The sequence below is a fragment of the Halobacillus sp. ABD4_316 genome (genome assembly GCF_056161385.1).
Genome location: NZ_JBSWZA010000002.1, coordinates 671,683 through 694,471, shown reverse-complemented (window position 1 = coordinate 694,471; position 22,789 = coordinate 671,683). Strand labels below are relative to the sequence as shown.

General features: G+C 46.8%; 18 protein-coding genes and 2 riboswitches. Of the genes, 8 read left to right on the top strand and 10 right to left on the bottom strand.

Annotated features, from left to right (window positions below):
- The first annotated feature begins 9 nt into the window (after nucleotides 1–9).
- The 3 genes from ACXAJH_RS10425 (at nucleotide 10) to ACXAJH_RS10415 (ending at nucleotide 6,448) form a co-directional block, all read left to right on the top strand.
- Nucleotides 10–1,395, top strand: coding sequence for a sugar phosphate nucleotidyltransferase (locus ACXAJH_RS10425; RefSeq protein ID WP_474994129.1), 1,386 nt, complete (start codon nucleotides 10–12; stop codon nucleotides 1,393–1,395).
- Between the two features lie 40 nt (nucleotides 1,396–1,435).
- Nucleotides 1,436–5,908 carry an MFS transporter gene (locus tag ACXAJH_RS10420; protein ID WP_474993858.1) on the top strand — a complete coding sequence of 1,491 codons (4,473 nt, stop codon included), beginning with the start codon at nucleotides 1,436–1,438 and terminating at the stop codon, nucleotides 5,906–5,908.
- Nucleotides 5,909–6,124: 216 nt separating this feature from the next.
- Nucleotides 6,125–6,448: a DUF2628 domain-containing protein gene (locus tag ACXAJH_RS10415; RefSeq protein ID WP_281658644.1), complete on the top strand. Its 324-nt coding sequence runs from the start codon at nucleotides 6,125–6,127 to the stop codon at nucleotides 6,446–6,448.
- Between the two features lie 81 nt (nucleotides 6,449–6,529).
- On the opposite strand, the gene ACXAJH_RS10410 is transcribed toward ACXAJH_RS10415, so the two are convergent.
- From ACXAJH_RS10410 to ACXAJH_RS10380, 7 genes are all read right to left on the bottom strand, one after another.
- Entirely contained in the window at nucleotides 6,530–7,267 is a 738-nt protein-coding gene (locus ACXAJH_RS10410; RefSeq protein ID WP_474993856.1) for a hypothetical protein, read from the bottom strand.
- 21 nt (nucleotides 7,268–7,288) lie between these two features.
- Entirely contained in the window at nucleotides 7,289–7,909 is a 621-nt protein-coding gene (locus ACXAJH_RS10405) for a class D sortase (RefSeq protein ID WP_474993854.1), read from the bottom strand.
- Nucleotides 7,910–7,941: 32 nt separating this feature from the next.
- Complete coding sequence (locus tag ACXAJH_RS10400) at nucleotides 7,942–8,625, bottom strand: TasA family protein (protein WP_474993852.1); 684 nt, start codon at nucleotides 8,623–8,625, stop codon at nucleotides 7,942–7,944.
- A gap of 60 nt (nucleotides 8,626–8,685) precedes the next feature.
- Nucleotides 8,686–9,279 carry a CalY family protein gene (locus tag ACXAJH_RS10395; protein WP_474993850.1) on the bottom strand — a complete coding sequence of 198 codons (594 nt, stop codon included), beginning with the start codon at nucleotides 9,277–9,279 and terminating at the stop codon, nucleotides 8,686–8,688.
- A gap of 72 nt (nucleotides 9,280–9,351) precedes the next feature.
- Nucleotides 9,352–9,915, bottom strand: a complete 564-nt coding sequence (gene sipW / locus ACXAJH_RS10390) for a signal peptidase I SipW (RefSeq protein ID WP_281658649.1) — start codon at nucleotides 9,913–9,915, stop codon at nucleotides 9,352–9,354.
- A complete protein-coding gene (locus ACXAJH_RS10385) occupies nucleotides 9,896–11,146 on the bottom strand; it encodes a hypothetical protein (RefSeq protein WP_474993848.1) in 1,251 nt (416 codons plus the stop codon). Before ACXAJH_RS10385 ends, sipW begins: the two co-directional genes overlap by 20 nt.
- 461 nt (nucleotides 11,147–11,607) lie before the next feature.
- Complete coding sequence (locus ACXAJH_RS10380; protein ID WP_474989987.1) at nucleotides 11,608–12,582, bottom strand: cell wall-binding repeat-containing protein; 975 nt, start codon at nucleotides 12,580–12,582, stop codon at nucleotides 11,608–11,610.
- Between the two features lie 198 nt (nucleotides 12,583–12,780).
- Here ACXAJH_RS10380 and ACXAJH_RS10375 point away from each other — a divergent pair, with 198 nt between their 5' ends.
- On the top strand, nucleotides 12,781–13,491 hold the full coding sequence (locus ACXAJH_RS10375) for a hypothetical protein (RefSeq protein ID WP_474989989.1): 711 nt from the start codon (nucleotides 12,781–12,783) through the stop codon (nucleotides 13,489–13,491).
- A gap of 352 nt (nucleotides 13,492–13,843) precedes the next feature.
- Here ACXAJH_RS10375 and ACXAJH_RS10370 read toward each other — a convergent pair whose 3' ends face one another.
- The 3 genes from ACXAJH_RS10370 to ACXAJH_RS10360 form a co-directional block, all read right to left on the bottom strand.
- Nucleotides 13,844–14,617, bottom strand: coding sequence for a zinc-ribbon domain-containing protein (locus ACXAJH_RS10370; RefSeq protein WP_474993846.1), 774 nt, complete (start codon nucleotides 14,615–14,617; stop codon nucleotides 13,844–13,846).
- A gap of 25 nt (nucleotides 14,618–14,642) precedes the next feature.
- Nucleotides 14,643–16,019, bottom strand: a complete 1,377-nt coding sequence (locus ACXAJH_RS10365; RefSeq protein ID WP_474993844.1) for a TcaA NTF2-like domain-containing protein — start codon at nucleotides 16,017–16,019, stop codon at nucleotides 14,643–14,645.
- Between the two features lie 193 nt (nucleotides 16,020–16,212).
- On the bottom strand, nucleotides 16,213–17,256 hold the full coding sequence (locus ACXAJH_RS10360; protein ID WP_474993842.1) for a lactonase family protein: 1,044 nt from the start codon (nucleotides 17,254–17,256) through the stop codon (nucleotides 16,213–16,215).
- Nucleotides 17,257–17,659: 403 nt separating this feature from the next.
- Nucleotides 17,660–17,764: riboswitch (SAM riboswitch) on the top strand.
- A 68-nt stretch (nucleotides 17,765–17,832) separates the two neighbouring features.
- A riboswitch (SAM riboswitch) is annotated at nucleotides 17,833–17,940 on the top strand.
- 71 nt (nucleotides 17,941–18,011) lie between these two features.
- On the opposite strand from ACXAJH_RS10360, the gene ACXAJH_RS10355 reads away from it, so the two are divergent.
- From ACXAJH_RS10355 to ACXAJH_RS10340, 4 genes are read left to right on the top strand one after another with little or no spacing between them, the layout of a single operon-like run.
- Entirely contained in the window at nucleotides 18,012–19,166 is a 1,155-nt protein-coding gene (locus tag ACXAJH_RS10355) for an acetyl-CoA C-acyltransferase (protein WP_474993841.1), read from the top strand.
- 20 nt (nucleotides 19,167–19,186) lie between these two features.
- The gene (locus tag ACXAJH_RS10350) at nucleotides 19,187–21,130 is read left to right on the top strand and encodes an acetoacetate--CoA ligase (protein WP_474993839.1); all 1,944 of its coding nucleotides are present in this window, start codon (nucleotides 19,187–19,189) and stop codon (nucleotides 21,128–21,130) included.
- Complete coding sequence (locus ACXAJH_RS10345) at nucleotides 21,130–22,290, top strand: thiolase family protein (RefSeq protein WP_474993837.1); 1,161 nt, start codon at nucleotides 21,130–21,132, stop codon at nucleotides 22,288–22,290. Before ACXAJH_RS10350 ends, ACXAJH_RS10345 begins: the two co-directional genes overlap by 1 nt.
- A complete protein-coding gene (locus tag ACXAJH_RS10340) occupies nucleotides 22,287–22,709 on the top strand; it encodes a Zn-ribbon domain-containing OB-fold protein (RefSeq protein WP_474993835.1) in 423 nt (140 codons plus the stop codon). The genes ACXAJH_RS10345 and ACXAJH_RS10340 overlap by 4 nt, the downstream gene beginning before the upstream one ends.
- The last annotated feature ends 80 nt before the right edge of the window (nucleotides 22,710–22,789 follow it).

The following is a 22,789-nucleotide window of genomic DNA, read 5'->3' as shown; positions in this document are numbered from 1 at the left end:
GTAAACAATATGAAGCTTATGCTGATGTCCGGAGGTTCTGGAAAACGACTCTGGCCGTTATCCAACGATTCAAGATCCAAACAGTTCTTGAAAGTCCTTCCGGATGAGGAGCGCGGACGGATTTCCATGCTTCAGCGGGTCTACCGCCAGCTGCAGGATACCCCTTTCGGAGAAGATTCCTTCATCATTACCAACCGGCTGCAGAAAGATTTAATCAAAAGCCAGCTTGGTGCCGATGTCCCGACGATTCTCGAACCCTCAAGACGAGATACGTACCCGGCCATCGCGCTTGCCTGCAGCTATCTTTACTCGGTCGAAGGGTGTCCGGAGGATACGTGGGTCGGTGTCACCCCGTGTGACTCGTTTACCTCCACCGACTTTTTCCATAAACTAACGACACTGGCTGAAACATGTGAAAAGCAGAACGCCAGCCTCGGGCTGCTGGGTCTTGTGCCCTCCCACCCGACCAATAAGTACGGCTACATCGTTCCAAAGGAAGAGAACGGTGTATCGTGGGTCGATCATTTCGTAGAAAAACCGGAAACAGAACGAGCCGAAGCGTTGATCGAAGACGGAGCATACTGGAATGGCGGTGTCTTTGTTTTTAAACTCGGCTACCTCATCGACCATTTGAGAAACCACGGCTGTCCCGTTGACTACTTTGAACTGCGTGATACGTACGATACCCTACCGAAAACGAGTTTCGACTATGCCGTCGTGGAACAGGAAAGCTCCATGATCGTCGAGGAATTCGACGGCTTCTGGAAAGACCTTGGAACTTGGAATACGCTTACAGAGGAATCCGGCAGCCAGATTGTCGGACGCGGCACATTGTCCTCCGAATGCCACAACACCCATATCTTCAACGAACTCGACCTTCCCGTCTTCGTCCACGGCATAGACGATGCCATCGTTGCCATCGGGGCTGATGGAGTGCTCGTGGCAGATAAGGAAAAAAGTGCAGAAATCAAGAGCTTAATCGAAGATACGAGCCACCGGCCGATGTACGAAGAAGGACAATGGGGACACCAGCGCATTCTTGATTTTCGGAAGAACGAGGAGAATCAGGAAGTCCTTACGAGCAAATTGTGGCTTCATAAACAGAAGAACTTGAGCTATCACGCCCACCGCTTCCGTACAGAAATCTGGACGATCGTGCAGGGGACCGGCTGGGTCGCTCAGGATGAAATCATTACGGAGGTGAAGCCCGGTGACGTGCTGACGATTCCACCAGAGAAAAAACACGCACTCAAAGCAGAAACGGACATGGAAATCATCGAGGTTCAGCTGGGAGAGTCAACGTCCTCAGACGACATCGATATGTACTTCCACACATGGGCGGAAATCGAGGAGCGCTGCATTATGAGAACCACGCCGTCCCACCAGCTCAAGTAAGTTTTCCATCACCTTAGACGTTACAAAAGGGGGGAGAAGCATGAAAGAAAAAGCCGCACGCTTCTGGAGACGAATGAAGGAACTTCTCTGGGTTTATCGTTATGATGCCATCGCTGTCACGTTTATGACCGCCTTTATCATTCTGTACCTGCTTCCGGTCTACGGCCCGGGGCACGTCGTCTTCAGCGATCTTGCCTTCGGCTTTTCAGCAGAGCGGTATTTGTCAGAGATTTTCGGTGGCTGGAACGAACGATGGAGTACGTCCACCTTATTCAACGTACCAAGACTGATGTTCATCCTCCCGCTTTACATACTTGCCCAGGTTTTTGAGGGGAGCGGTCCTTTGTTGATCAAAGGGTTCATTACCGTCCTTCTCCTTCTGTCTGCCGTCACAATGTACCTGTTCATTAAACGTGTCGTCAGTATTTACTTTACGAAACACTTTACATTCTTTATGATCATGGGCTTATCCATGGGTGCCCTCTTTTATGCGGTCAACCCGTGGGTGCTTTTCCGGGTCCAGCACATCTATCTGCTCTGTGGATACAGCCTCTTCCCTCTGATCATCATGCTGTTTTTCAACTTGTTTGATCCAAAGTTCCAGATCCAGCTGATTCCAGGGTATGATGTGACGAAAAAGCGGCTGTATACGCGCAACGTCATTGATGCGGTGCTGCTTGCCCTCACCTTCTCGGTAGCCGCAGCGGCGATTCATTACTTTTTCTTCGGAGCGATCTATCTCGGCATCATCGGCGTGCTTTTATTGGTAAAAGCGTACTGGAAACACCGGAGCGCAGGCTTTCGTATTCTGGGATCGATTACGACACATTTCATTCTGCGGATCCTGCTGTTCGGATTCCTGTTCTTTTTCTTCAGCTTCTATTGGCTGAGCATGTACGGCGGCAGCATCCTGCTTGATGCCCAGGCCAGTCAGCACAACATCAACGTTGTAGACACGCTGTCCCTGTTCAGCAGAAACAGCAGTCTCGTCAACGTCCTGTATTTCATCAGCTACTGGTGGCCGATGTTCCCGCTCACCGAACTTCCATGGACGTTTTATGCCGGCGGCGGCTTCTTATTCCTGTTCATTCTATTCGCCATTCTGACACGGGCGTACAGGAACGCCATCATCCTGTATCTTTTCGTTTTGACTGTGTTCTTTCTTGTGGGAGCCACCGGTGTGTACTATTCATGGTTTGCCGAATCCTTCGTCCTGCTCGTAACCAAAACACCGGTCATCGGAAGCGTCTTCCGGGACCCCAACAAATTCATCGGCCTCTTGGCGGTCAACTTCTCTGTCTTTCTATCTGTAGGAGTCATTCAGTGGATGCAGTTCATGAAAGCTCAGGAAGGACGGAAATCGTATATTGTCCAGTTCCTCTCTCTTGCTGCTGTGACGGTCTGCCTGATCTTGTATGCCGATCCGATGCGTCATTATTTTGTAGAAGGATACTATTCCCCTGTTGAAGAGCCGGAAGAATATGCCGCTCTGGAGGAAGAGTTAATCGAACCGGATGCGTTTGACAGCCGGGTGTTATACATCCCTGTCGCAGACCAGATGACCCAGCCCTATGCCGGAATTGCTACACCTTACTGGAATGATGCCTCTGCGGACGGGGCGATGCCGAAAGCAACGGGGGATATCCACGTCTATTCATCACCGAAGAATACATTGTTCCACCACGAAGGCAATAAAAAAAGCATAACCCAGACCTTGAACTATTATCAGGATCTTTTAGATACAGGCCGATCCTCCAACCTGTCCAGCTTATACAGCACGTTTGGCCTCAACGAGCTCGCCTATCACAAGGAATACCTGTCCCAGGAGGAAAGGCAGAACTTTAACGAAAAGATTTTGTCTATACAGGACGGGATAGATCCCCATCATACAGGGGACATTTTCACACTCTATGAACTCAAGCAGGAGCTTCAGCTTCCCTATCTGTATGAAGTGCCATCCAGAATCTACACCCCTTACGGCCTGTCGCGTCTCGAAAGCTATCACGGATTTGATGCCTTTCATTTCAGAGATTACGGGGTCCTGTTTACATCCTTGAATCAGGACAGTCATCTATCTGAGGCCACAGCGGACGATTATGTAGAAGTGAACAAAAAGGAAGACCTTCTCCTATCAGAGATTCCTGAGGAGTATTACCTGTACCCATTCGATGCGATTGATCAGGCCAATGCCTTTATGAAATGGGGGAAAACACTTGTCGAGAACTCGGAATGGAACTGGTTCCTTCAATCCCAGGATATCCGTGACGACTCGAGAGATTTTGCCTATGACACAGGCGTCGGTGTCACCTTTGCCTCGGCAGAGCTGGATATCCTTCCTTATGAAAAGGATCAGGTGGAAGGCGAACTGATCGAGGACTTCGACAGTCTGCTTCGAAAAGAGATCTTTTTCACCCCTGATAATCCAGAGCTGTTTGAAGTGCAGGCCAACCCGACGAATGAATACAATAACCTTCCTGTCGTTTCCGGAGATGTCACGGCTGCAGATCCAAAGAATATTTGGCAGGTCGCCAAAAGCGGCATGATTGACGCCGAAGAAAACACCCCGTACACGTTCAACATGCTCATATCCGGACGCGGGGTCGACCGTCTTCACTTAAAGGCGCGCTTCTATGACGATCAAGGGGAGGAAATCGGTGTAAGCTACGTCGTCTCTCCTGAAAATCAGGAATCCTTCGATGCGCTGAATTTCACCGGTGAATACGTCTCCCCGCCTGGTACGGAACAAGTGCGCCTTGATTTATTGACCTATCAGCAGCCGGAAGAGAAAACGTACTGGTGGATTCATGATGTCGAGATACACAGTTATGAAGCCTACACCAAGGAAAATACGTTCACAATGACAAAAGACGTACAGGAATCCGGAGAATATGCGTTATACATGCGGACGTTCACCGGTGAAACAGGTGGAGACCTGGAAATTGAACTGGATGGAGAAGCAGCGACGCTCTCCTCTGTCTCCTCTCTCAATCAGTTCCAATGGATGAAAGTCGGAACGTATTCCTTAGAAAGCGGCTCCTATGACATCGACGTAACCAACCGGTCCGGCTTCAATGCCGTGAATGTATTCGCACTCGTCCCGGAAGACGTCCTGAACGAAACGGAAGAGCAGCTTTCCGAAACGCTGAAGGAACCGAAGGTCTTCATGAACCTTGAAGGTGAACGGGACTTTGAAGTCGATGGACATGTCCAGACAGAACGCTCCTTCCCGGAATTGAGCAGTGGAAAAGGCATCAGCCTCGCGGAAGGCACGCTCTCAAAAACGGTAGACATCTTAAAATCAGGCACCTACTCCTTTTCCCTTGCGGCCAACGCCATTCCCGAGCAGGGCGGAGACGTGACCATCACGCTGACACCAGAAGACTCACAAAACGAAGTCCAGACGTTTACATTCGGTAATGAGGACTTTACGTCCACAGATACAGGGAGCGATGTCGTCATTGACTACATGCAGTTCAACGAGCACCCTTACGTTTACCGGGACCTGGAGGGCTATTATGACAACCTTCACACGTTGAACACACCGGAAATAAATCTTACAGAGGGCACCTACACGCTGAACATTGATGTTGAAAGTGAAGCGCCGCTTCTCAGCACCGTAGACGACCTGCATAAGTTCGACCCGAATGAAGTCAATATCGAAGAGGAAATTCCGGACCCTTACAATGACGACTGTACCGACTGCCTCTCGATCAATCCGAGCATGTACAACGGCGTGAAAAATGACGGCGGCATGGACATTTCCTACGAGCCGACCTGCTCGTGTGACTGGTACATTTACGCTTCGAAAAAAACCGACGTAGAGGCGTACGGCGAATACCTTGTCCGAATCAGGGCTCGATCTGAATCTGTCGTCAAACGCCATATGAAGGTTTTCTTCCTGGATGAAGAAGACCGGATCATCGATACTGCCTTTATCCAGGATGTGGAGGAAAAGGACAAGGATCAGTGGACCGATTACGAACAGATCGTCCAGGCTCCCGAGGAAGCGGTACGCATGCAGTTTCACATCTGGGCACGCGGCAATAAAGAGGAAGAAGGAAGCCTCGAACTTGAGGACTACTCCATTGTTCGCTACTCCGATTTAACGCTGGTGGATCAGCTGTTCTTATATGAAGGATCTTCTATGGCGAGCTTTCTTCCCGATCAAGGTGAAACAGATACAACCGCCTGGGAGCGGGTGGATACGATGAAACGCACCTTCACCTTCGACAATGATGCCAATGAAAGCAAAACGCTCTTGTTCCGCGAGTCACCCAACCCGCTTTGGGAAATGGAGATCGGCGATGACAAGAGGCGGGGGGAGACGGTCATTAATGGCGTTTCGACAGCCTTTATTACGGATCAGTCTGGAGAAGGGACGTTTTCCGTTGTGCTACGAACGATTTATTACATCGGGCTTGGACTGTTCCCATTAGGTTTCTTATTCGCTTTTGTTCTTTATGTATGGATTAGAAAAAAGGAGAGGAAATCACAGGAAATCGAAGCATCGTGATAGTGAGACTAACCTAAGCCCATTTGATAAATATCAAATGGGCTTTTTTATATTTCACACACTTATTCTATGTTATCGACAACTTATACTTTGTTCTCCCATCTGATAAACATCCATATACCACCTCCATTACGCATGCATTTTTTCAAATTAATGGTTACAAAGATGAGTTTTATAGTATAATAGTCACCTAATCGATTTTAGGGGGGTTACATAATGGAAGTCAGCTTACAAAACAATGCGGGGGTTGTAAAAGAAGTCAAAGTAGGGTTCAGTTGGACGACATTCTTTTTCGGATTCATCCCTGCCTTGATCAGAGGAGACTTGAAATGGTCTGCAATCATGTTTATCACAGCCTTACTGGCAGGTATTTTCACTCTTGGATTTGGAGCTTGGATACCAGGTATCATTTTTTCTTTCGTATATAATAAGATTTACATCAAGGGACTCCTTGAAAAAGGCTATCTACCAAAGAACCAGAGAGACCGTGAAATTCTTGAGCAGCAGGACATCATTGCCCCTTCTGTCCAACAAGCTTAATTTCTAAAAAAAGGTCTGGGTGTATGCACCCAGACCTTTTTCCAACTAAGTAAAAACCAACCTTACTTCAGCAGCCTCTGTTTATTTTTGAACATCGTTTCTATCATATGAACCTTCAGCCTTTACCTGAGGAAAAATACTTTCCTCAACTTGATTCACAGAACTAAGCGTATGAATAAACGTCCCATCGCTTGTTTCCACTTTGTATTCCTTTACTAAATAAGTATCCTTATCAATTACCATTTCCACAGGATATTCGCTTTTGAAATCACTCGGATTTTCTTCCTTCTTCTTTTCATGAGTGGAGACATCTGTTTCCTTGGATAAAACATAATGATTTTTGTCCATATTCACAACAAAACTTTCCATATCAGTCCATCCATCAAATGGATCGGTTGTAAGGTTATTCAAAGAAAGAGTTTTATTACTAGTTGAAGGAAGCTGGATCCATTCGCTTCCCGCTTGAATATAATGGTGCTCCCCTTCCACATACATTTCAAGTGGCTCTTTTCCTTGCATGGATGTGGTTTTCGTGTAAATCTTCGGCGTATCACCCGCTAAGTAATACCCTTCCATCATGACTTCCACTTCTCCTGAATCTTTCAACTCTTCACTTAGAAAATGGAAGCTTTCTACGCTGCTCATGGCTCCCAAAGACTTGTCTATCAGCTGTTTACCAGAAGGCACCTCTTCGTTGACTTCTACTGCCGGCTCAGATCCACTACTCAGAATCTTCGCTCCAAAAGATGTCGTTTCATTAAGCAGAATGATCGCTGTTACTCCACTGACCAGGATCAGCCCCGTCTTCCACTTCTTCAATTTCAACCACTCCTTCTCGTTTTATTTGACCCATTCACCTTGTACAATCAGTCTATGTGTAGGATCTGGAATGGGATCACACGTGATTAAGGTAATCCAACTTTCTCCTTCAATAGGTTCCAACACCTCTAAGTAATCAGGTCCCACTAGGAAAGTACGTTGTACTTCATAAATATAGTCCTTATTCTCTGTTTTAACTTGGATATGATCACCTTTTTCCACTTCATCTAAGCGGTTGAATAATTTCCCGTGAGCATATCCGCGATGAGCAGCTAAAGCCGCATTACCATTATGGTCAAACTCTCTTTCCCCATTCATATAACCGACGCCGTAGTTTAAATTATATTCGCTGACACCCGTGAACACAGGCAGTTTCAAATCAATGGAAGGAATTTCAATAAGTGCAATAATGTCTCCATCCTCATCACCAGCGGGAATCCCCTCTTTCAAGCCAACCTCTAACATCTCACTTACATCCTCTAACTCATATTCCTGTTGAGCATGGACTTTCCGGGGCCATTCTCCATTTTCAAGCTGTTGTACATACCGGTCTGTCCTAACAATGGCTGCACGATCCTCCAACCACGGATAAACCATAATACTCAAACCTATTACGATAAGCACCACCGCACCACGTGCCACTTTAATCCCTCCTATAAAAAAAGAGCAAAACCTTAAGAAGATTCTGCTCCCATAACTTCATGGTTCTGTCTACGTTTTCGACTCAACATATAATAAACAGTTCCCGTTATCATAAGGATTGCGCCTGTTATATAATACGCCCAAGGAGAATTCTCTCCTGTTTGAGGAAGGAGTTCTTCCTTCCATCTATCAATGAATGGTTCCTGTAATCCACCACCCTCTCCACTGTTTGGTGATGGAAGGAAAGATTCAGCATAAAATTGGAAAACGACATCGGATTTCAATCCTTGAAATTCGTTCCCTGATTCATAAGGAAATTCAATCCGAACTTTCATTTCATCCAAGTGATTGGCATCCAGACTCTTTAAAGTTACGTCTTGAAAATCCGACAAACGCCCGGCATAGGTCTGTTCACCATTTATCTCCAGGATGAATTGCAGCTGCTCATAAAATTTTTCGGATCCTTGTTTAAGATAAGAAGTCATAGCATACTGTACAGCCTCCGTCCCTTCATTAGCTAAAGAGAACGACCGGACGGCATAGTCACCGGGTTTGAAGTTTTTTATATTTAACATTCGATCTTGTGAAGTAGAAATATTAATTCTGGACTGATTCTCCAAAGCTTGTGTGGATCCCACGGGGTTAAAGAGGACAAAGAGTAAGATGAAGATACTATAAATGGAAATGATTTTTAAGAAGAGACTTGGATTTTTCATATGTATTCTCCTTAAATTTAAAATATAAAAGCCGGGGGAGGAAATCCCCCGACTATTGTATTAGCGTGCTTCGCCTTCAGATTGCATACCATTGAATGTCCATTCTAGAGATAGAGAGTCCCCTTGGAAGTGGTTTTGGTCTTCTCCATTATCTACAAACTCATACTGAACGTAGAGCGTGTCAGAAGTATTAGCAGCCAGTTTCCCACCACGTTCTGCAAGCCATGCTCCAAGGATGTTACCTTCAATAACATCAGGACTCATAGACTTTAACTCCGATAGAGTGGTAGAGTAAATTGGAGTGTCCAGCTTGTCCGCGTTAAACAGGAAGTTAACACGAATATGATCACCAAAATCATCTCCATTATTGTTTCCAGCACCCTTAACTGTATAATCTGTAGCCAGTTCAATAGAACCGATATCCAAGCTTCCACCGTTCACCAAATCAAATGAACGTAACATCGTGTCTCCCGGCTTAAGATTATCTACGGAAATGACAGTTGTAGGTTGAGCGGATAAATCCAATGTACCAGCCGCGAAGGATCCGCTAGCCTCTGCTGAATCACTGAAGTAGGCAAATGTTCCCCCTCCGACCAAAGACAATCCCAAAGCTGCTGATGCTACACCCAACCCTAATTTCTTTTTCAAACCCATACAAACTTCCTCCCTTTGAAAAATATGTGATATATTGAATCCTTGCTTATGTACAAGGAGTACAACCATTGATCAAACTTTTGCAGATTTTTCTTCTGATTCTTCCTTCTTTTCTTCAATCTTCGAAAGCTCACGCCAGATTGAGATGCAGCCATAACCAAACAACCCAATGCCCGGTACAACCAGTAGAAGCAGTGATCCAAGTTTTGAATTCGCAAAATCCATCATGTAGCCGATATAAGGAATGGTGAATCCTGTATATTTACCCATCACATTTGGCGCCAGGACAGGTTCTAAATCGACCCCGTCGTTGTTGTCGCCTTTAGTTATATAAGAAACGTTTTCCCCGGATCCTTTCACTTCCATAACCCTGTGAGTAACCAAGACATTTTCCTCACGTAAGAAAGTGATGATATCTCCTTCTTTATAAGCTGTGCCATCTTCTGTTGGTTCAACAGCGATGATGGACCCCGTTTGAAAAGTAGGTTCCATTGATCCGGAAAGAACAGTTTTCAACTGATATCCCATAAACGTCGATTCGCCGCCGGAAACCTTAGATATTCCGACAATAACCACCATGAAAATTAGTACACCATAGAGTACAAAAGTCACCAGATTACTTAGTATCCTTTTCATGTGCATCCCCTTTTTCGCTGTCTTGACTGGACTTTTCTACATCTTCCTTGGTCACGGCTGCATCCACATCACTTGCCTTTTTCTTCTCTTCAGTTTCCTGCTCCTGGCTCGTCACAGAAGCTTCTGAATCACTTTCTTTTTCATTTTTCTTTTTTTTCTCTTCAGGTGTGGAAGAATCTACTGATTGATTCGAGGTTCCTTCTGAAGTTGCGGTATTGTCATCTTCTTCTTTTATATCTGTTTCTGAAGACTTGGAATTTTGCTGATTATCCTTAGGTTCTGATTGAGTATCTGTTGGTTCCTGGTTATCCTCAGGGGGTTTCTCGGATTTTTTTTGAGAAGACCCTTTTTGATCATCTGTTTCTGTATTGGCTTTACGTTCTTTTTCTGCTGCTTCAGATTCTTTTTCCTTTGCCTCAGCTGCTTTAGCGGCAGCTTCTTCAGCCTCTTCCTCTTTCTTCAATTTTTCAATTGCCTTTTCAACATTCTCCAAAGAGGACTTCACTTCTTGTTTTTTTGCATTCATTTCCTTTTTGCTGGTTTCTATCTTTTCCTCAGAACTAATAATCTTATCTTGAAAGGAACTTTCCATGTTTGTAAGTGTCGACTCCCCTATAACCGGCGTATCGGACTGTGTAAATTGATTATGAGAAAAGTAATTCAGGAGGTCGTTTACTTGTCTATCGTCTAAACCATGTTCATTAAAAGCTTCTACTAAATTCTGACCTGCAGATGGGTAAGAGCCTTGCAAGCAGGAAGATATCGTTTTTTCAGGAAGGCTGGAAATCACCTTTAAACTCTCATATACAGCCATACTGTCTGCTTCTAGAATTTTCCGTGAATCTCCCAGTTCTTTTTCTAAATTTTTAAGGTCATCCATGGCTTTATCTACATCTTCAACAAAGTTATTCATGCGTTTTTTTTCATTAAGCAATTCATCGACCGAATATTGATCAATATTATCGATATCCTTGAAGTCACCGGAATAACTGTTTACTTTCGGAATTTCATCGAAATGGATATTATATTCATCTACAAGTTTTTTCAATTCCTGCAACTGCTCATTTATGTATGCAGGGAACACCTCGCATGCCTGAATTTCTGAGGTAGATGTATCTTTACTGTTAAAAGCTCCGAAGGTACTTCCCACCAAATGAGAACTTGCTCCAACAATTAAAGAACTGACGGCCACACCTACTGTCAACTGCTTCGTTTTTTTCAATGCTTTCATTCTCCATTGTTCTTTAAATTTAGCCCTTTTAGACTGCAGAGGATTTCACCCCTTTTTGGAAGCGTGTCGTTCTTTCGAGCTACGCTTCGTTCTTTATAAAGAATTTGTAACCTGATTATATAGCCCTTACATACTAAATGGAAATCCCTGAAAAAGGCTTAATTTCTTGATAAAGAACATCAAATCATATTTTTTCAATAAATTACTCCTTTTACCATATAAAAGGGACATTTTTCATGTTTGTGCGTTCTTTATATAGAATGGTATAATACATCATTTCGATAAAACTACCTACATTATCCCCTTAATAAGACTAAATCCACCATTGATTCACATTCATTTAGAAGTTAGAAAAACAGCAAAAAATGCGTCTTCCAAATTAGGAAAAACGCATGATCTTCATAAACTATTTAAGTCATCCATACCTCCAGGTAACTGGATATAATTGAATTTTAATCAATCTAAACTGGACAACTGTAAAAATTCAGCCTTGCAATCATGATCTTTACCAAAGATATGACTTCCTCCGAAACAGCCTTCGTCCCTCCAAGGGCAACCCCTCTTTCAAATACCTTCTGATTCAGCAGATAGCTCATTTCTACAGGAAGACTGTCTGTTTTTGTTAAAATGACCGCCCCGTTGTTTTTTGCGGCGAGCACCGATCCTGTTAATGCATCCGGAAAGCTGTAACCGGTGGCGATGTAGACATTGTCTGCGTCCATTTGAAACCTTCGGATAATTTCAGCCGATGTGCGAAAACGGTTATTTCCAGAGACACGCGTGGCATCAGGCAATTCGTTCATCACTTCATCACTGACCACCGACGAACCTCCGATCACAAAGGAATGATCAACAGAACGGAGAGCTTCCCTGGTAACCTCCGGCAGGGAAGCGGTACGCGTCAACAAAATCGGGTGTCCTTCCTGGCCGGCATAGGGAGCAATGGAGAGAGCATCGGGAAAATTATCGCCGTAGACAACAAATGCTGTATCCGATTTCTCCATCCGTTCTGCAATCTTTGCTGCTGTTTCATAGCGGTCTTTTCCGCCAATCCGCTCAATAGTAAGTCCCATTGCTTTTACTTCTGTTACAACTAATTCAGAAATGACACCCCTGCCTCCAAGAATGATAACTTCGGATGCCTTCAAGCGCTCCATTTCAGCGCGGGTCGTGTCAGTCAGCCGATCTTTTTGTACCAAAAGAATGGGAGCGTCGATTTCTTTTGCCAGAGGTCCGCCTGCAAGCGCATCGGGAAAGTTGTATGCCGTGGATAGGATCACAGTATCCGCTGTTTTCCAGCCTGACTTGGAGATTTCTACAGCTGTTTCGAAGCGGTTGGATCCGGCCAGACGGTCTTTTTCTTCTGCATGTACCCTAGGTGATACTAGCATCATAAAGAATAAAATCACACTTATTAGAACTGATAATAACTTCATTACATCCTCCTATAATGTTTTTCATTAAACATATATATTTTTATAATTTACTCATAATTAACAACCACAATATATATATCGGTAAAAAAGACAGGGGAATAAAAAATATACATGAGAATATTTTCTCATAATAGGTTGCCATCCCCTATATAGTATTATAGACTTAGTCATAAAGAATCATAAAAGGGGGGTAGTTATATGGGATTTTTAAAAGAACTTGGAAAAGGGCTTGGAGACATTGTAGGTACTGTTACAGGGGAGCCAGTTAAGTGGGTTGGTAAGAAAATATCTGAAAAAGGGAATAAAGAAGCTGGAGAGTGGATTAGTGGAGTTGGAAAAGGGATCCAAACCTCTACAAAATTTGCAGGCGAGAGAATAGGGGAAACGGCCAGTGGCATTTACGGACTAGCTGAAAGTACAATAAAGCAAGATTCTAAACATCAAGCTAATGCATTTAAAGATTTAAATGACGGGGTGGGAAAGACCTTCCAAGGAGTTGGAAACACTATCAAACATACAGCTACTAATATTTCTGAAGTAGCGAATGGTGTTGTGGAGGGTGATGAAAAAAGATGGAAGGAGGGTTTGAAAAATGTCACTACTACTGCCGCTGTTGGAGTTTTAGGTGTTAGCATACTTGATGCGGGAGACGTGATTGATATAAATGGCAGCGAAAGTGGAATACATAGCAATCAAGTAAGTTCTCTCGACAGCACCCCAAATGAATACGATCCAACAGAAAAGACATCGATAGAAAACCCGAACACTCATCATGTAGATGCTCATTATGTAGAAGGGCATTGGAGAGATGGCCAATGGATAGAGGGATACTGGAGAGATGGGGATGGAAATACAGATATAGACACTTATGCCGGATACGAACAATCAAATCCAGATTACAAAGCGTAAATAATTATCTCCCTTACATAACGAAAGTCACTAATAGTTAAAAAACTAATAGGGACTTTCCCATAAAACAAGCACCATCCTTTCTTAACAATTGAGGAGGGTGCTTGTTTTAATTTAGTGATATTTTTATGTTTCGTGAATAAACACAACTATGCTAATCATATTTGTTAACAATTATTAAACAGCTAACATTAATAGAGTGAGCAATAGCTTTCTTTTCTTATTCAAAATGAAACATCATGCAAACTATTTGCCATTTAGAGATGACTTATAACATGAAAGTAAGAAAAACGAAAAAATACACATCTATTAGAGTTTTAACAAGTCCACTTTAAAAAGAACAATAAGATTATTACCATCCATACGGCACACCCATTTCCCCTATCATCCGGTCAATCATACTCATCATCACGATCAAAAAGAAAAACGCCATCGCCACATTCGTCATTATGACGCCGTAAAACACATCCAATCCTTTAGCTTCCCCACCCGAATAAATCGAGAATAAAAGGGCCGTACTTGCCGTTACGTATAACGCAATACTGACAAAAAAGAAAAACGTCCCAACCGTATTCATCGATAGCAGCATAAACAGATTGGCGGCAAGAAGTCCGGTCACAGGAAGGATGACGAGCGATCCGTATTTTGCCAGAACGCTCATATAAGTGATCTCCACCCGCATCCATTTGCCTACACCAAGGTTGACCGCGATAAACACCGCTAAAAAGAGCAGTTGATATAAAAAGGGCTGCAGAACGAGCACACCAAAGAATACATCCGGTACGGACTCCCCGAAGGCCCACAGGCCGCTCGCCGCGTTTCTCGCCGCTAAGTACGAAAAGAACGGCATGAGAAAAGCGAGCAGCAGCAGAGCAATCAGACCATTGGTCCGGTGGGAAGCATCCGCCCGCTGACTGGCCCGAAACGGTTCCTGCAGCGCTTGAAGGGCAAAACGGTAAAACTGACGCCCTGTCTGTTTAGCCGTTTCTGTATAATCCTTCTGCGGAGGTGATGCAGCCGCTTCCACCGTCGATGGCGATGCATGCTCCGCAAGAACAGAGGCCCCGCATTTTCCGCAGAATTTACTGTCTTCATTCAATGGATTTCCGCATGTCGCACAATGCATAACATCCCATCCCCTTCATTAGAAGTCACCCGTCTGAACGATTGGTCTCATTGATGGCTACCTCTTCGATTTTCCAGCTGTCCCCGTCTTTGATTACGGTATAATCCTTCGTCCGCTCGTAGTGCGTTTTTTCTCCTTCCGAGTCGGTAAAGATGAACGCTTCATCCGTCGTCACCACATAGCCATCCACTCCATAGGCCGTGGATTTCACAATGTTATTTTCCGTGAACGCATAGGTGAAGCCTTTGCCGGAGATCCCGTCCAAATAGTCCTTAAACTCAGCGGAAGCCTGACTGCCATCCTCGAGGAAAGGAGCAATCATCGAGAAGTCCTCCGCATTCAACGCTTCTTCATAGACCTCCCGGAAATCGAGCACGTGAGCCTCGGCCGCTTCAGAGTCATCCGATTCCGGTACGTATTCAAAGACCGGTTCCTCCAGTTCTTCCTCAAAATAAAAACTCAGCTCACCCCAGTAATCGCCATCCTCCGTACGGATCTGTCCGGACTTGACCACCTCTTTCTTATCGTTTGTCCACTCCGCATGAAGGACCAGCTTGTTTCCGTCCGGCACAGGACCGATGACTCCAAGCTCATCCAGCGACTTCTTCGTACTCTTTCCGTTTACAAAAAGAATCGCTTCCGGCTGGTTGGTATCGACATCGTACGTAGTCCCTGCAAAATATAGTTCCATATAATAATCCGATTCCTCCGCCAGCACCTGGTATTCCCACGTTTCTTTGGAACTTCCATATACGTTCGATGCCTCCCCCTTCACCTTATACAGACCAGGGTAGGCTTTGACCGTGACTTCGTCCTCGCCAGCATTCTCCACGGTGATTTTTTCTTTGCCGACTGTAAAGGAAGCCTCGTCCATGTTCGTTAAGAATCTGATCTCCGTCGGAACCGCTTCAATTTCATACGTCTTGTACATCCCAGGGATTACGGCTGTCTTTTTGACAGACAAAATCGGGCTGCCGTATTCATCGCGGATGATGGTATCGAACCGCTGTTGTCCGCTGACGGCATCCAGCATCTGCTCACGGATGGTCTCCCAGTCGTTTTCCTTCAAATACTGCAGGTATTCCTTCTCATTCAGCCATGCTTTTTCATCCAGGGACAACTCGCTTACAAAAGCCGCCGCATCATTATTCGTGACCGCACGATCCATCGCCCGAATCTTCGTCGTCGGGTCAAGCATCGATGACAAAATCAAATGAGCAGTCAGCAGCACAACAAAAACCGCCCCTATCGAGATCAGCGTGATTTTCTTTTTCCGCGGCATCGGTGGTCTTGGCGCTTTTGCTTCCGACCGGGTCAGCGGAGCATCCTTGGGTGCACCACATTCGGTACAGAAAGTTTCTTCCCCGCCCATCTCATGATCGCAGTGTTTACATACTTCCATCCAGCGACCTCCCTCGCCCTTGAAGGTGTTTCCCCGCCTGCTATGTACCTTCCTCCCTTCACCTGATTTAGTTCCATATAATGGGGAGTAATTAACTATACTCAAACGGCCGGGGGTGTATGACTGTCCCTTTTTCCATAAAAAAGAAGAGGACTTCCCTCTATGGGACGCCATCTTCTTCCTATTTGTCTATTTACTTTATAAACTTCACGCAGACCGGCTCGGGTACGAATACATCGGACTGAACAAGCGTCAGCCTGCCGGTTGATTTGTCCCGCTCGAACAACGTCATCGTATTGGACTTCTGGTTCGTCGCAATCAGGAACTCCTCGGAAGGATCCATCACGAAATCACGCGGCCAGTTCCCTTCTGTCGAGGTCCACTCTACAAAAGTAAGTTTCCCTGTATCCTGGTTAACTTCATAAACAGCGATGGAATTATGCCCGCGGTTGCCGGCATAAACAAACTGTCCATCCGAGGAAATATGAATGGCACTGCCATCATTGGTTTCATCAAAGTCCTTAGGGATCGCCGCAATGGCCTGCTGCTCGGTGAAGCTGCCGTCCTTTTCATCATAATGAAGGACAAGCACTTCTGAGCTGAGCTCCGTCATCACGTAGGCATACTTTTTGTTCGGGTGGAAAGTAATGTGACGCGGACCGGAACCCGGTTTCGTGTTGAACACCTGCACCTGGCTCAACTCGCCATTGTCTACGGCGTAAGTAATAACACGATCGCTGCCAAGGTCAATCGCTATCACGTATTTTTCATCAGGGGTAAAGCCTGCATAGTGCATGTGCGGCTTTTCCTGACGCTCATGAGGGCCGGTACCTTCATGCTCCACGATTGAAACTGCAGGATTCAACGATCCATCTTCATTCGTCAGGTAGGAGACCACTTCTTTTGTATGATAGTTAGCCGTGACAACATTGTTATTCAAATGATCCACGCTCACGTGACACGGCGGAGAGCCCGCAGCTGTCTGAGCGTTTAATTTTGTGAGTTCTCTCGTTTCTTTATTGATGGAAAAGGACGTGACGCCGCCGCTTTCCCCGTCTTTAGAAACCGCATAAAGATTTTTTTGATCGTCACTTACTGTAACGTACGTAGGGTTCTGCAGTTCTGCAGCCAACTGAACGTTTTTCAGTTCCTTAGCATCTGTATCAAGGGTGAACTGATAGACGCCTTTACTTTCCTGTTTGGTGTACGTACCGATGTAACCAACATATTCCGGCATAGTAAAACTCCTTTATTGAATAGTATCAGTAATTACCATACCCATTATCTCATAAAGACAAAAGAGGCTGAATCATTATCCATTTATGAATATCGAAAGTTATTAAAATCTCTGCTCATAGATCTAAAAGCAGCTCTACCTGTAAGGTATCATCTAATCAGTGAAACGTTATGTAGCCGCAGGAACCATCGGAGAATGGATGATGGACGAATTGATAGATGCCTTCATTTTTCTCGTGAAGTGCCCCGCATAATTGAAAGAATCGGCAAGCCCTAATGTTAAAGCGGTTCACACGTTCACCACCAGTCACAGAACAAAATGAATTTTCTAACTTTTCTATCAAATCCATTGACACCTATCCTTTCCCCTGCTAACATGGCACTTAACCAAATAAAGGAAGAACATCTTATCCAGAGAGGTGGAGGGACTGGCCCTGTGAAACCCGGCAACCGCTATGTGCATAGCAAGGTGCCAAATCCTACTGAGTGAATGCTCAGGAAGATAAGAGATGCTTACAATCTCTAACCTCTCTATCTTTGATAGAGAGGTTTTATATGTTTCCAATTGAATACCGATTTCTTATCCAGAGAGGCAGAGGGACTGGCCCGTTGACGCCCGGCAACCAGCAAGCAGACGCTTGAAAAGGTGCTAATTCCTGCAGGAGATGATCCTGGAAGATAAGAAGAGCCGAGAGCCCTCTTCTTATTTTTGTGAAGAGGGCTCTTACTATTATAAAAACAGGAGTTGTTCCATATATGACGACAGTACTTCTAGACGGCATCCGCACCCCTTTCGGTAAGTGGAAAGGGGCTTTAAAAAAGAAATCCGCAGGAGAACTTGGGTCTCATGCGCTGAGCGCTCTATTAGAGAGAAATCCGATCGCGAAACAAGCCGATGGTGTCCTGCTCGCCCTAGTGATTCAGGCGGGAGGCGGCCAAAATCCTGCGAGACAGGCCGCTTATCAGGCGGGGGTGGATATCGGTACGCCCGCTATCACACTGAACAATGTCTGTTTGGGAGGCATCGCTACAGTTACCGACGCCTCTCGCAGGCTGCAATTGAAGGAAGGAGAGCTGTACATTGTCGGCGGATTCGACTCGATGACGAACGCTCCTCATACCGCTCCTGTCCGAGCTTCCTCCGGACTTGGTCACAGCCTGCTGAAGGACACCTTACTGAACGACGGGTTATGGTGCGCCTTGAGCGATGTATCGATGGGAGCTCTCACCGATGAGAAAAACCGCTCCTTCGACATCAGCCGGGAGGAACAAGATGAATACGCCGCCCTTTCCCAGCAGCGGGCATCAGACGCTCAGGAAAATGGCTGGCTGGATCCGGAAATCGCTCCTTTTACTGAACGACTCGCAGAAGATGAAGGCATCCGTAAAGGGACGACAACCGAAAAATTATCAAATCTCTCTCCCGCCTTTTCACGCGAAGGCACGATCACCGCAGGCAATGCCTCTCAAATGACGGATGGCGCGAGCGTTGGGATCGTTACCACGAAGGAAAAAGCGGAAGCCCTCGGTCAACAGCCTCTGGCGGAAATCATCGACTGGTCAGAGATTGCCGGACCGGATCCGAGCTTACAAACCAAACCATCACAGGCCATTCAGAAGCTGTTAGACAAACACCAGTTGACCACGGACGATATCGATTTGTTTGAAATCAATGAAGCCTTTGCCAGTGTCGTGATTGCCAGCTGCCAGGAACTTGGAATTGATTATGACCGCGTCAATGTGAACGGCGGCGCGATCGCTCTCGGCCACCCTTTAGGCGGGACAGGATTCCGGCTCGTTCTGACGCTTGCCCATGAACTGAAACGACGCGGCGGAGGGAAAGGCATCGCTTCCCTTTGCGGCGGTGGCGGCCAGGGGATGGCCCTGTTGATCGACGTTCCCCATTCATAATTCGAAAGGAGACAAGTCCCATGAATACACCCATTACCGCTCAGCGTTCCCCTTACCTGTGGGAACCATCAAACGAACGCATCGAACAGTCGCATATCAAAGCTTTTGCTGACTATACCAATCAGGCGCTTTTCCCTTATGAACGGTTCCACCGCTGGTCCGTTTCCCACCTTTCCGAGTTTTGGTCAGCCGTATGGGATTACGCAGGGATCATTGGAGAAAAGGGAGACCGTGTGTTTGTTCCCGGTCCTTCGATGCCGGATAGTGCATGGTTTCCGGAGGCCCGCTTGAATTTCGCTGAAAACCTGCTGCGCGGTTCGCTTGACCGGATCGCGGCCTATGAAGCGAATGAGGAAGGCCTCACCCGAAGCATCACGCTGCAGGAACTGAAACAATCCGTTGCCAAAGCCCAGGAAGGGTTAAAACAATTAGGTGTCCAGGAAGGTGACTGTGTCGCCGGCATCACGACGAACGATATCCAGGGACTCGTCGCCCTGCTTGCCACGACATCCTTAGGCGCCACCTGGACGTCGTGCTCCCCGGACTTCGGAACAAAAGGAATCGTCGACCGCATTGGTCAGGTGAAACCGAAAGTATTGATCGCGGCACTCTCCTATCAATATAAGCAGAAGCCCTTCGATATCGAAGATAAAATTAAGCAGACGACCGAGCATCTGGAAGGACTATCCGCGGTCGTCACGTTCGGAGGAGAAACGTCGATTGAAGACATCCATACTCTATCCTGGGACGAATTGTGCCGCAATGAAGCCGAAGAGCCAGTGTTTCAACCCGTTTCTTTTAACCATCCCCTGTATATTTTATATACATCCGGAACGACGGGTCTTCCGAAAGCGATCGTCCATTCTGTCGGAGGCACCCTCCTGCAGCATGTAAAAGAACACCAGCTCCACTGTGATGTTCAGCAGGATGATGTGTTGTTCTGGTACACCAACACCGCCTGGATGATGTATCCGTGGCTCGTTTCCGGACTCGCCAGTGAAGCGGCCATCCTGTTGTATGACGGCTCTCCCGTAAGAAAGGATTCCCTCACCCATTTGTGGGACATTGCGGATGAAGCCGGTATCACCCATTTCGGCACAAGCCCGAAATATTTAGACACACTGATGAAAGAAGAAGTGGATTTGAAAAGCAGTCATTCGCTTCACTCCTTGAAAAGTGTGCAGTCGTGCGGAGCTCCCCTGGCACCCGAGCAGTACACCTGGATCTATCAAACCATCAAAGAGGATCTGTTCCTCGCTTCCATTTCCGGCGGAACGGAAATCATCGGCTGTTTCGTGATGGGCTCTCCGGTCCACCCTCTGAAGCAGGGCGAAATCGCCTGCAAAGCGTTAGGGATGGCGGTGGATGTCTTGGATGAGCGCGGCGCATCGGTCTACGAAGAAAAAGGCGACCTTGTGTGTACGAAACCATTCCCAAGTATGCCACTCACCTTCTTCGGTGAAGGCGGCGAAGAACGCTACAGGAAGAGTTACTTCTCCAAGCGGCCGGGGATTTGGACACACGGGGACTTAGCTGAACAAACCATCGATCAGTCCTTCATCATTTACGGACGGGCGGATACGACCTTGAATCCCGGCGGCGTCCGGATCGGAACGGCAGAAATCTACGGGGTCGTGGATCATATCAAGGCCATTCAAGACAGCGTCGTATTCGGATCCCTGAAGGATCATGATGAAGAAATCGTCCTCTGCATCGTGACCGAGCAGCTGACGGAAGACTTGGCGAAAGACATCCGCGGACAGATCAGGAAGAAAGCTTCTCCACGCCATGTACCGAAGCGGATTTATCAAGTGGAGGAAATCCCCCATACCATCAATGGAAAAAGAGTCGAAGGAGCAGCGAAAACAGCCGCTTTGGGAGAAGAAGTGAAGAATGAAGCTTCTCTGCGCAACCCATCCAGTCTGCAGGCCTTCCGCCAGCTCTCAGAAAGGACGTTCGTGTAATGACCACCTTCATAAAAGGGGCGATCACCGGCATCGGTGAATTGAAGCCCGTCCGTTACTCAGAAGGAAAAACCACCTTAAGCTTGATCGCAGAATCCGTCCGTCTCGCCGTCCAGGATGCCGGCCTTTCCAAGGATGACATCGACGGCCTCCTCGTCGGACCTCAAGTCGGGGAGACGCCGCAGCATGTGCCGGCGACGGTTTCCGAATACTTAGGAATCGATCCCACGATGTCCAACACCGTCGATCTCGGCGGTGCGACCGGACCGGGGATGATCTGGAGAGCAGCCGCAGCCATCCAGGCAGGCATGTGTGAAACCGTCGTCTGTGTTTTGGCGAACAAAAATGAAAAAGGGGAAACACTACGCTCCCCCAACCGCAATCCGATCCGTGAATTTGATGTACCTTTTGGGGCTTCCGGAGCGAATACGTCCTATGCCCTGTTAAAACGTCAGCATATGGAAGAATACGAATCCACTCAGGAAGACTTTGCAAGAATCGCTTGGTGGCACAGAAAAAATGCCCAGCTGAACCCGGATGCCATTTTTTATAATAAACCGCTCGACCTTGAAGATATTTCCGCCTCTCCGATGATTTCCGATCCGCTTCACATGCTGGAAATCGTCATGCCGGTGGCCGGGGGAGCAGCTGTTGTCGTCACTTCTCCGGAAAAAGCAGCGAACGGGAAGCATAAGCCGGTCTATTTGAAAGGAGCGGGGGAAAAAATCACCCACCGTGCGGTCAGCCAGGCACCATCCCTGGACGCCCTGCCGTTCAACGCTTCCATTCCAAGAGCGCTGGAACAAGCCGGGACCAACGTGGAAGAGATCGACCTTTTCTCCCTGTACGACTGCTATACGAGCGTCGTCGCCATCACCCTGGAGAGTGCAGGATTGTGTAAGCCCGGGGAGTTCGGAGAGTTTGTCAAAAACCACAGCTTCGGACATGACGGGGATTATCCATTAAACACCCACGGAGGCCAGCTGGGCTTCGGCCAGGCCGACCTGGCCGGCGGCATGTCCCATGTCGTAGAAGCCGTCCATCAATTGCGAGGCGAAGCCGGGAACCGTCAAATCCCGGATGCCGCACAGGCCTTGGTGACAGGAAACGGCGCTACATTAAGCGAAACAACAGCCCTCGTGTTAGGAGGAGAACAATGAGCCAGCAGCCAAACATTTCACTACCCGGTCCAACGATCACCCCCATCAGCCAGCCTTTTTGGGAGAGCATCCAGGACGGACATCTCAGCCTTCAGCAGTGTGACAAGTGTGAGCAGTGGGTCTTCTATCCCCGCGCACACTGTCCCCACTGTTTTCATGGTTCGTTAACATGGAAAAAAGCATCCGGACGAGGCAAATTGAAAACTTGGAGCGTCATCCACCGCGCGGGGCATCCCGCCTGGCAGGAACACACGCCTTATGTCGTCGGCGTCGTCGCCCTTGAGGAAGGACCTTCGCTGTTGACGCACGTCTTGGTAGAAGAAGACGCCTTAACTCATAACCTGAACGTCGAAATCGACATCACGGACGTCGGTCCGCACCCCTTGCCATTCTTTAAAAAACAGGAGGTAACCACATGATCCTTACGTACTTCATCGCAGTAGCCCTATTCTGGCTGCTCGGATTAATCCTATGGAAGAATTTCTACACGACGAAGAAA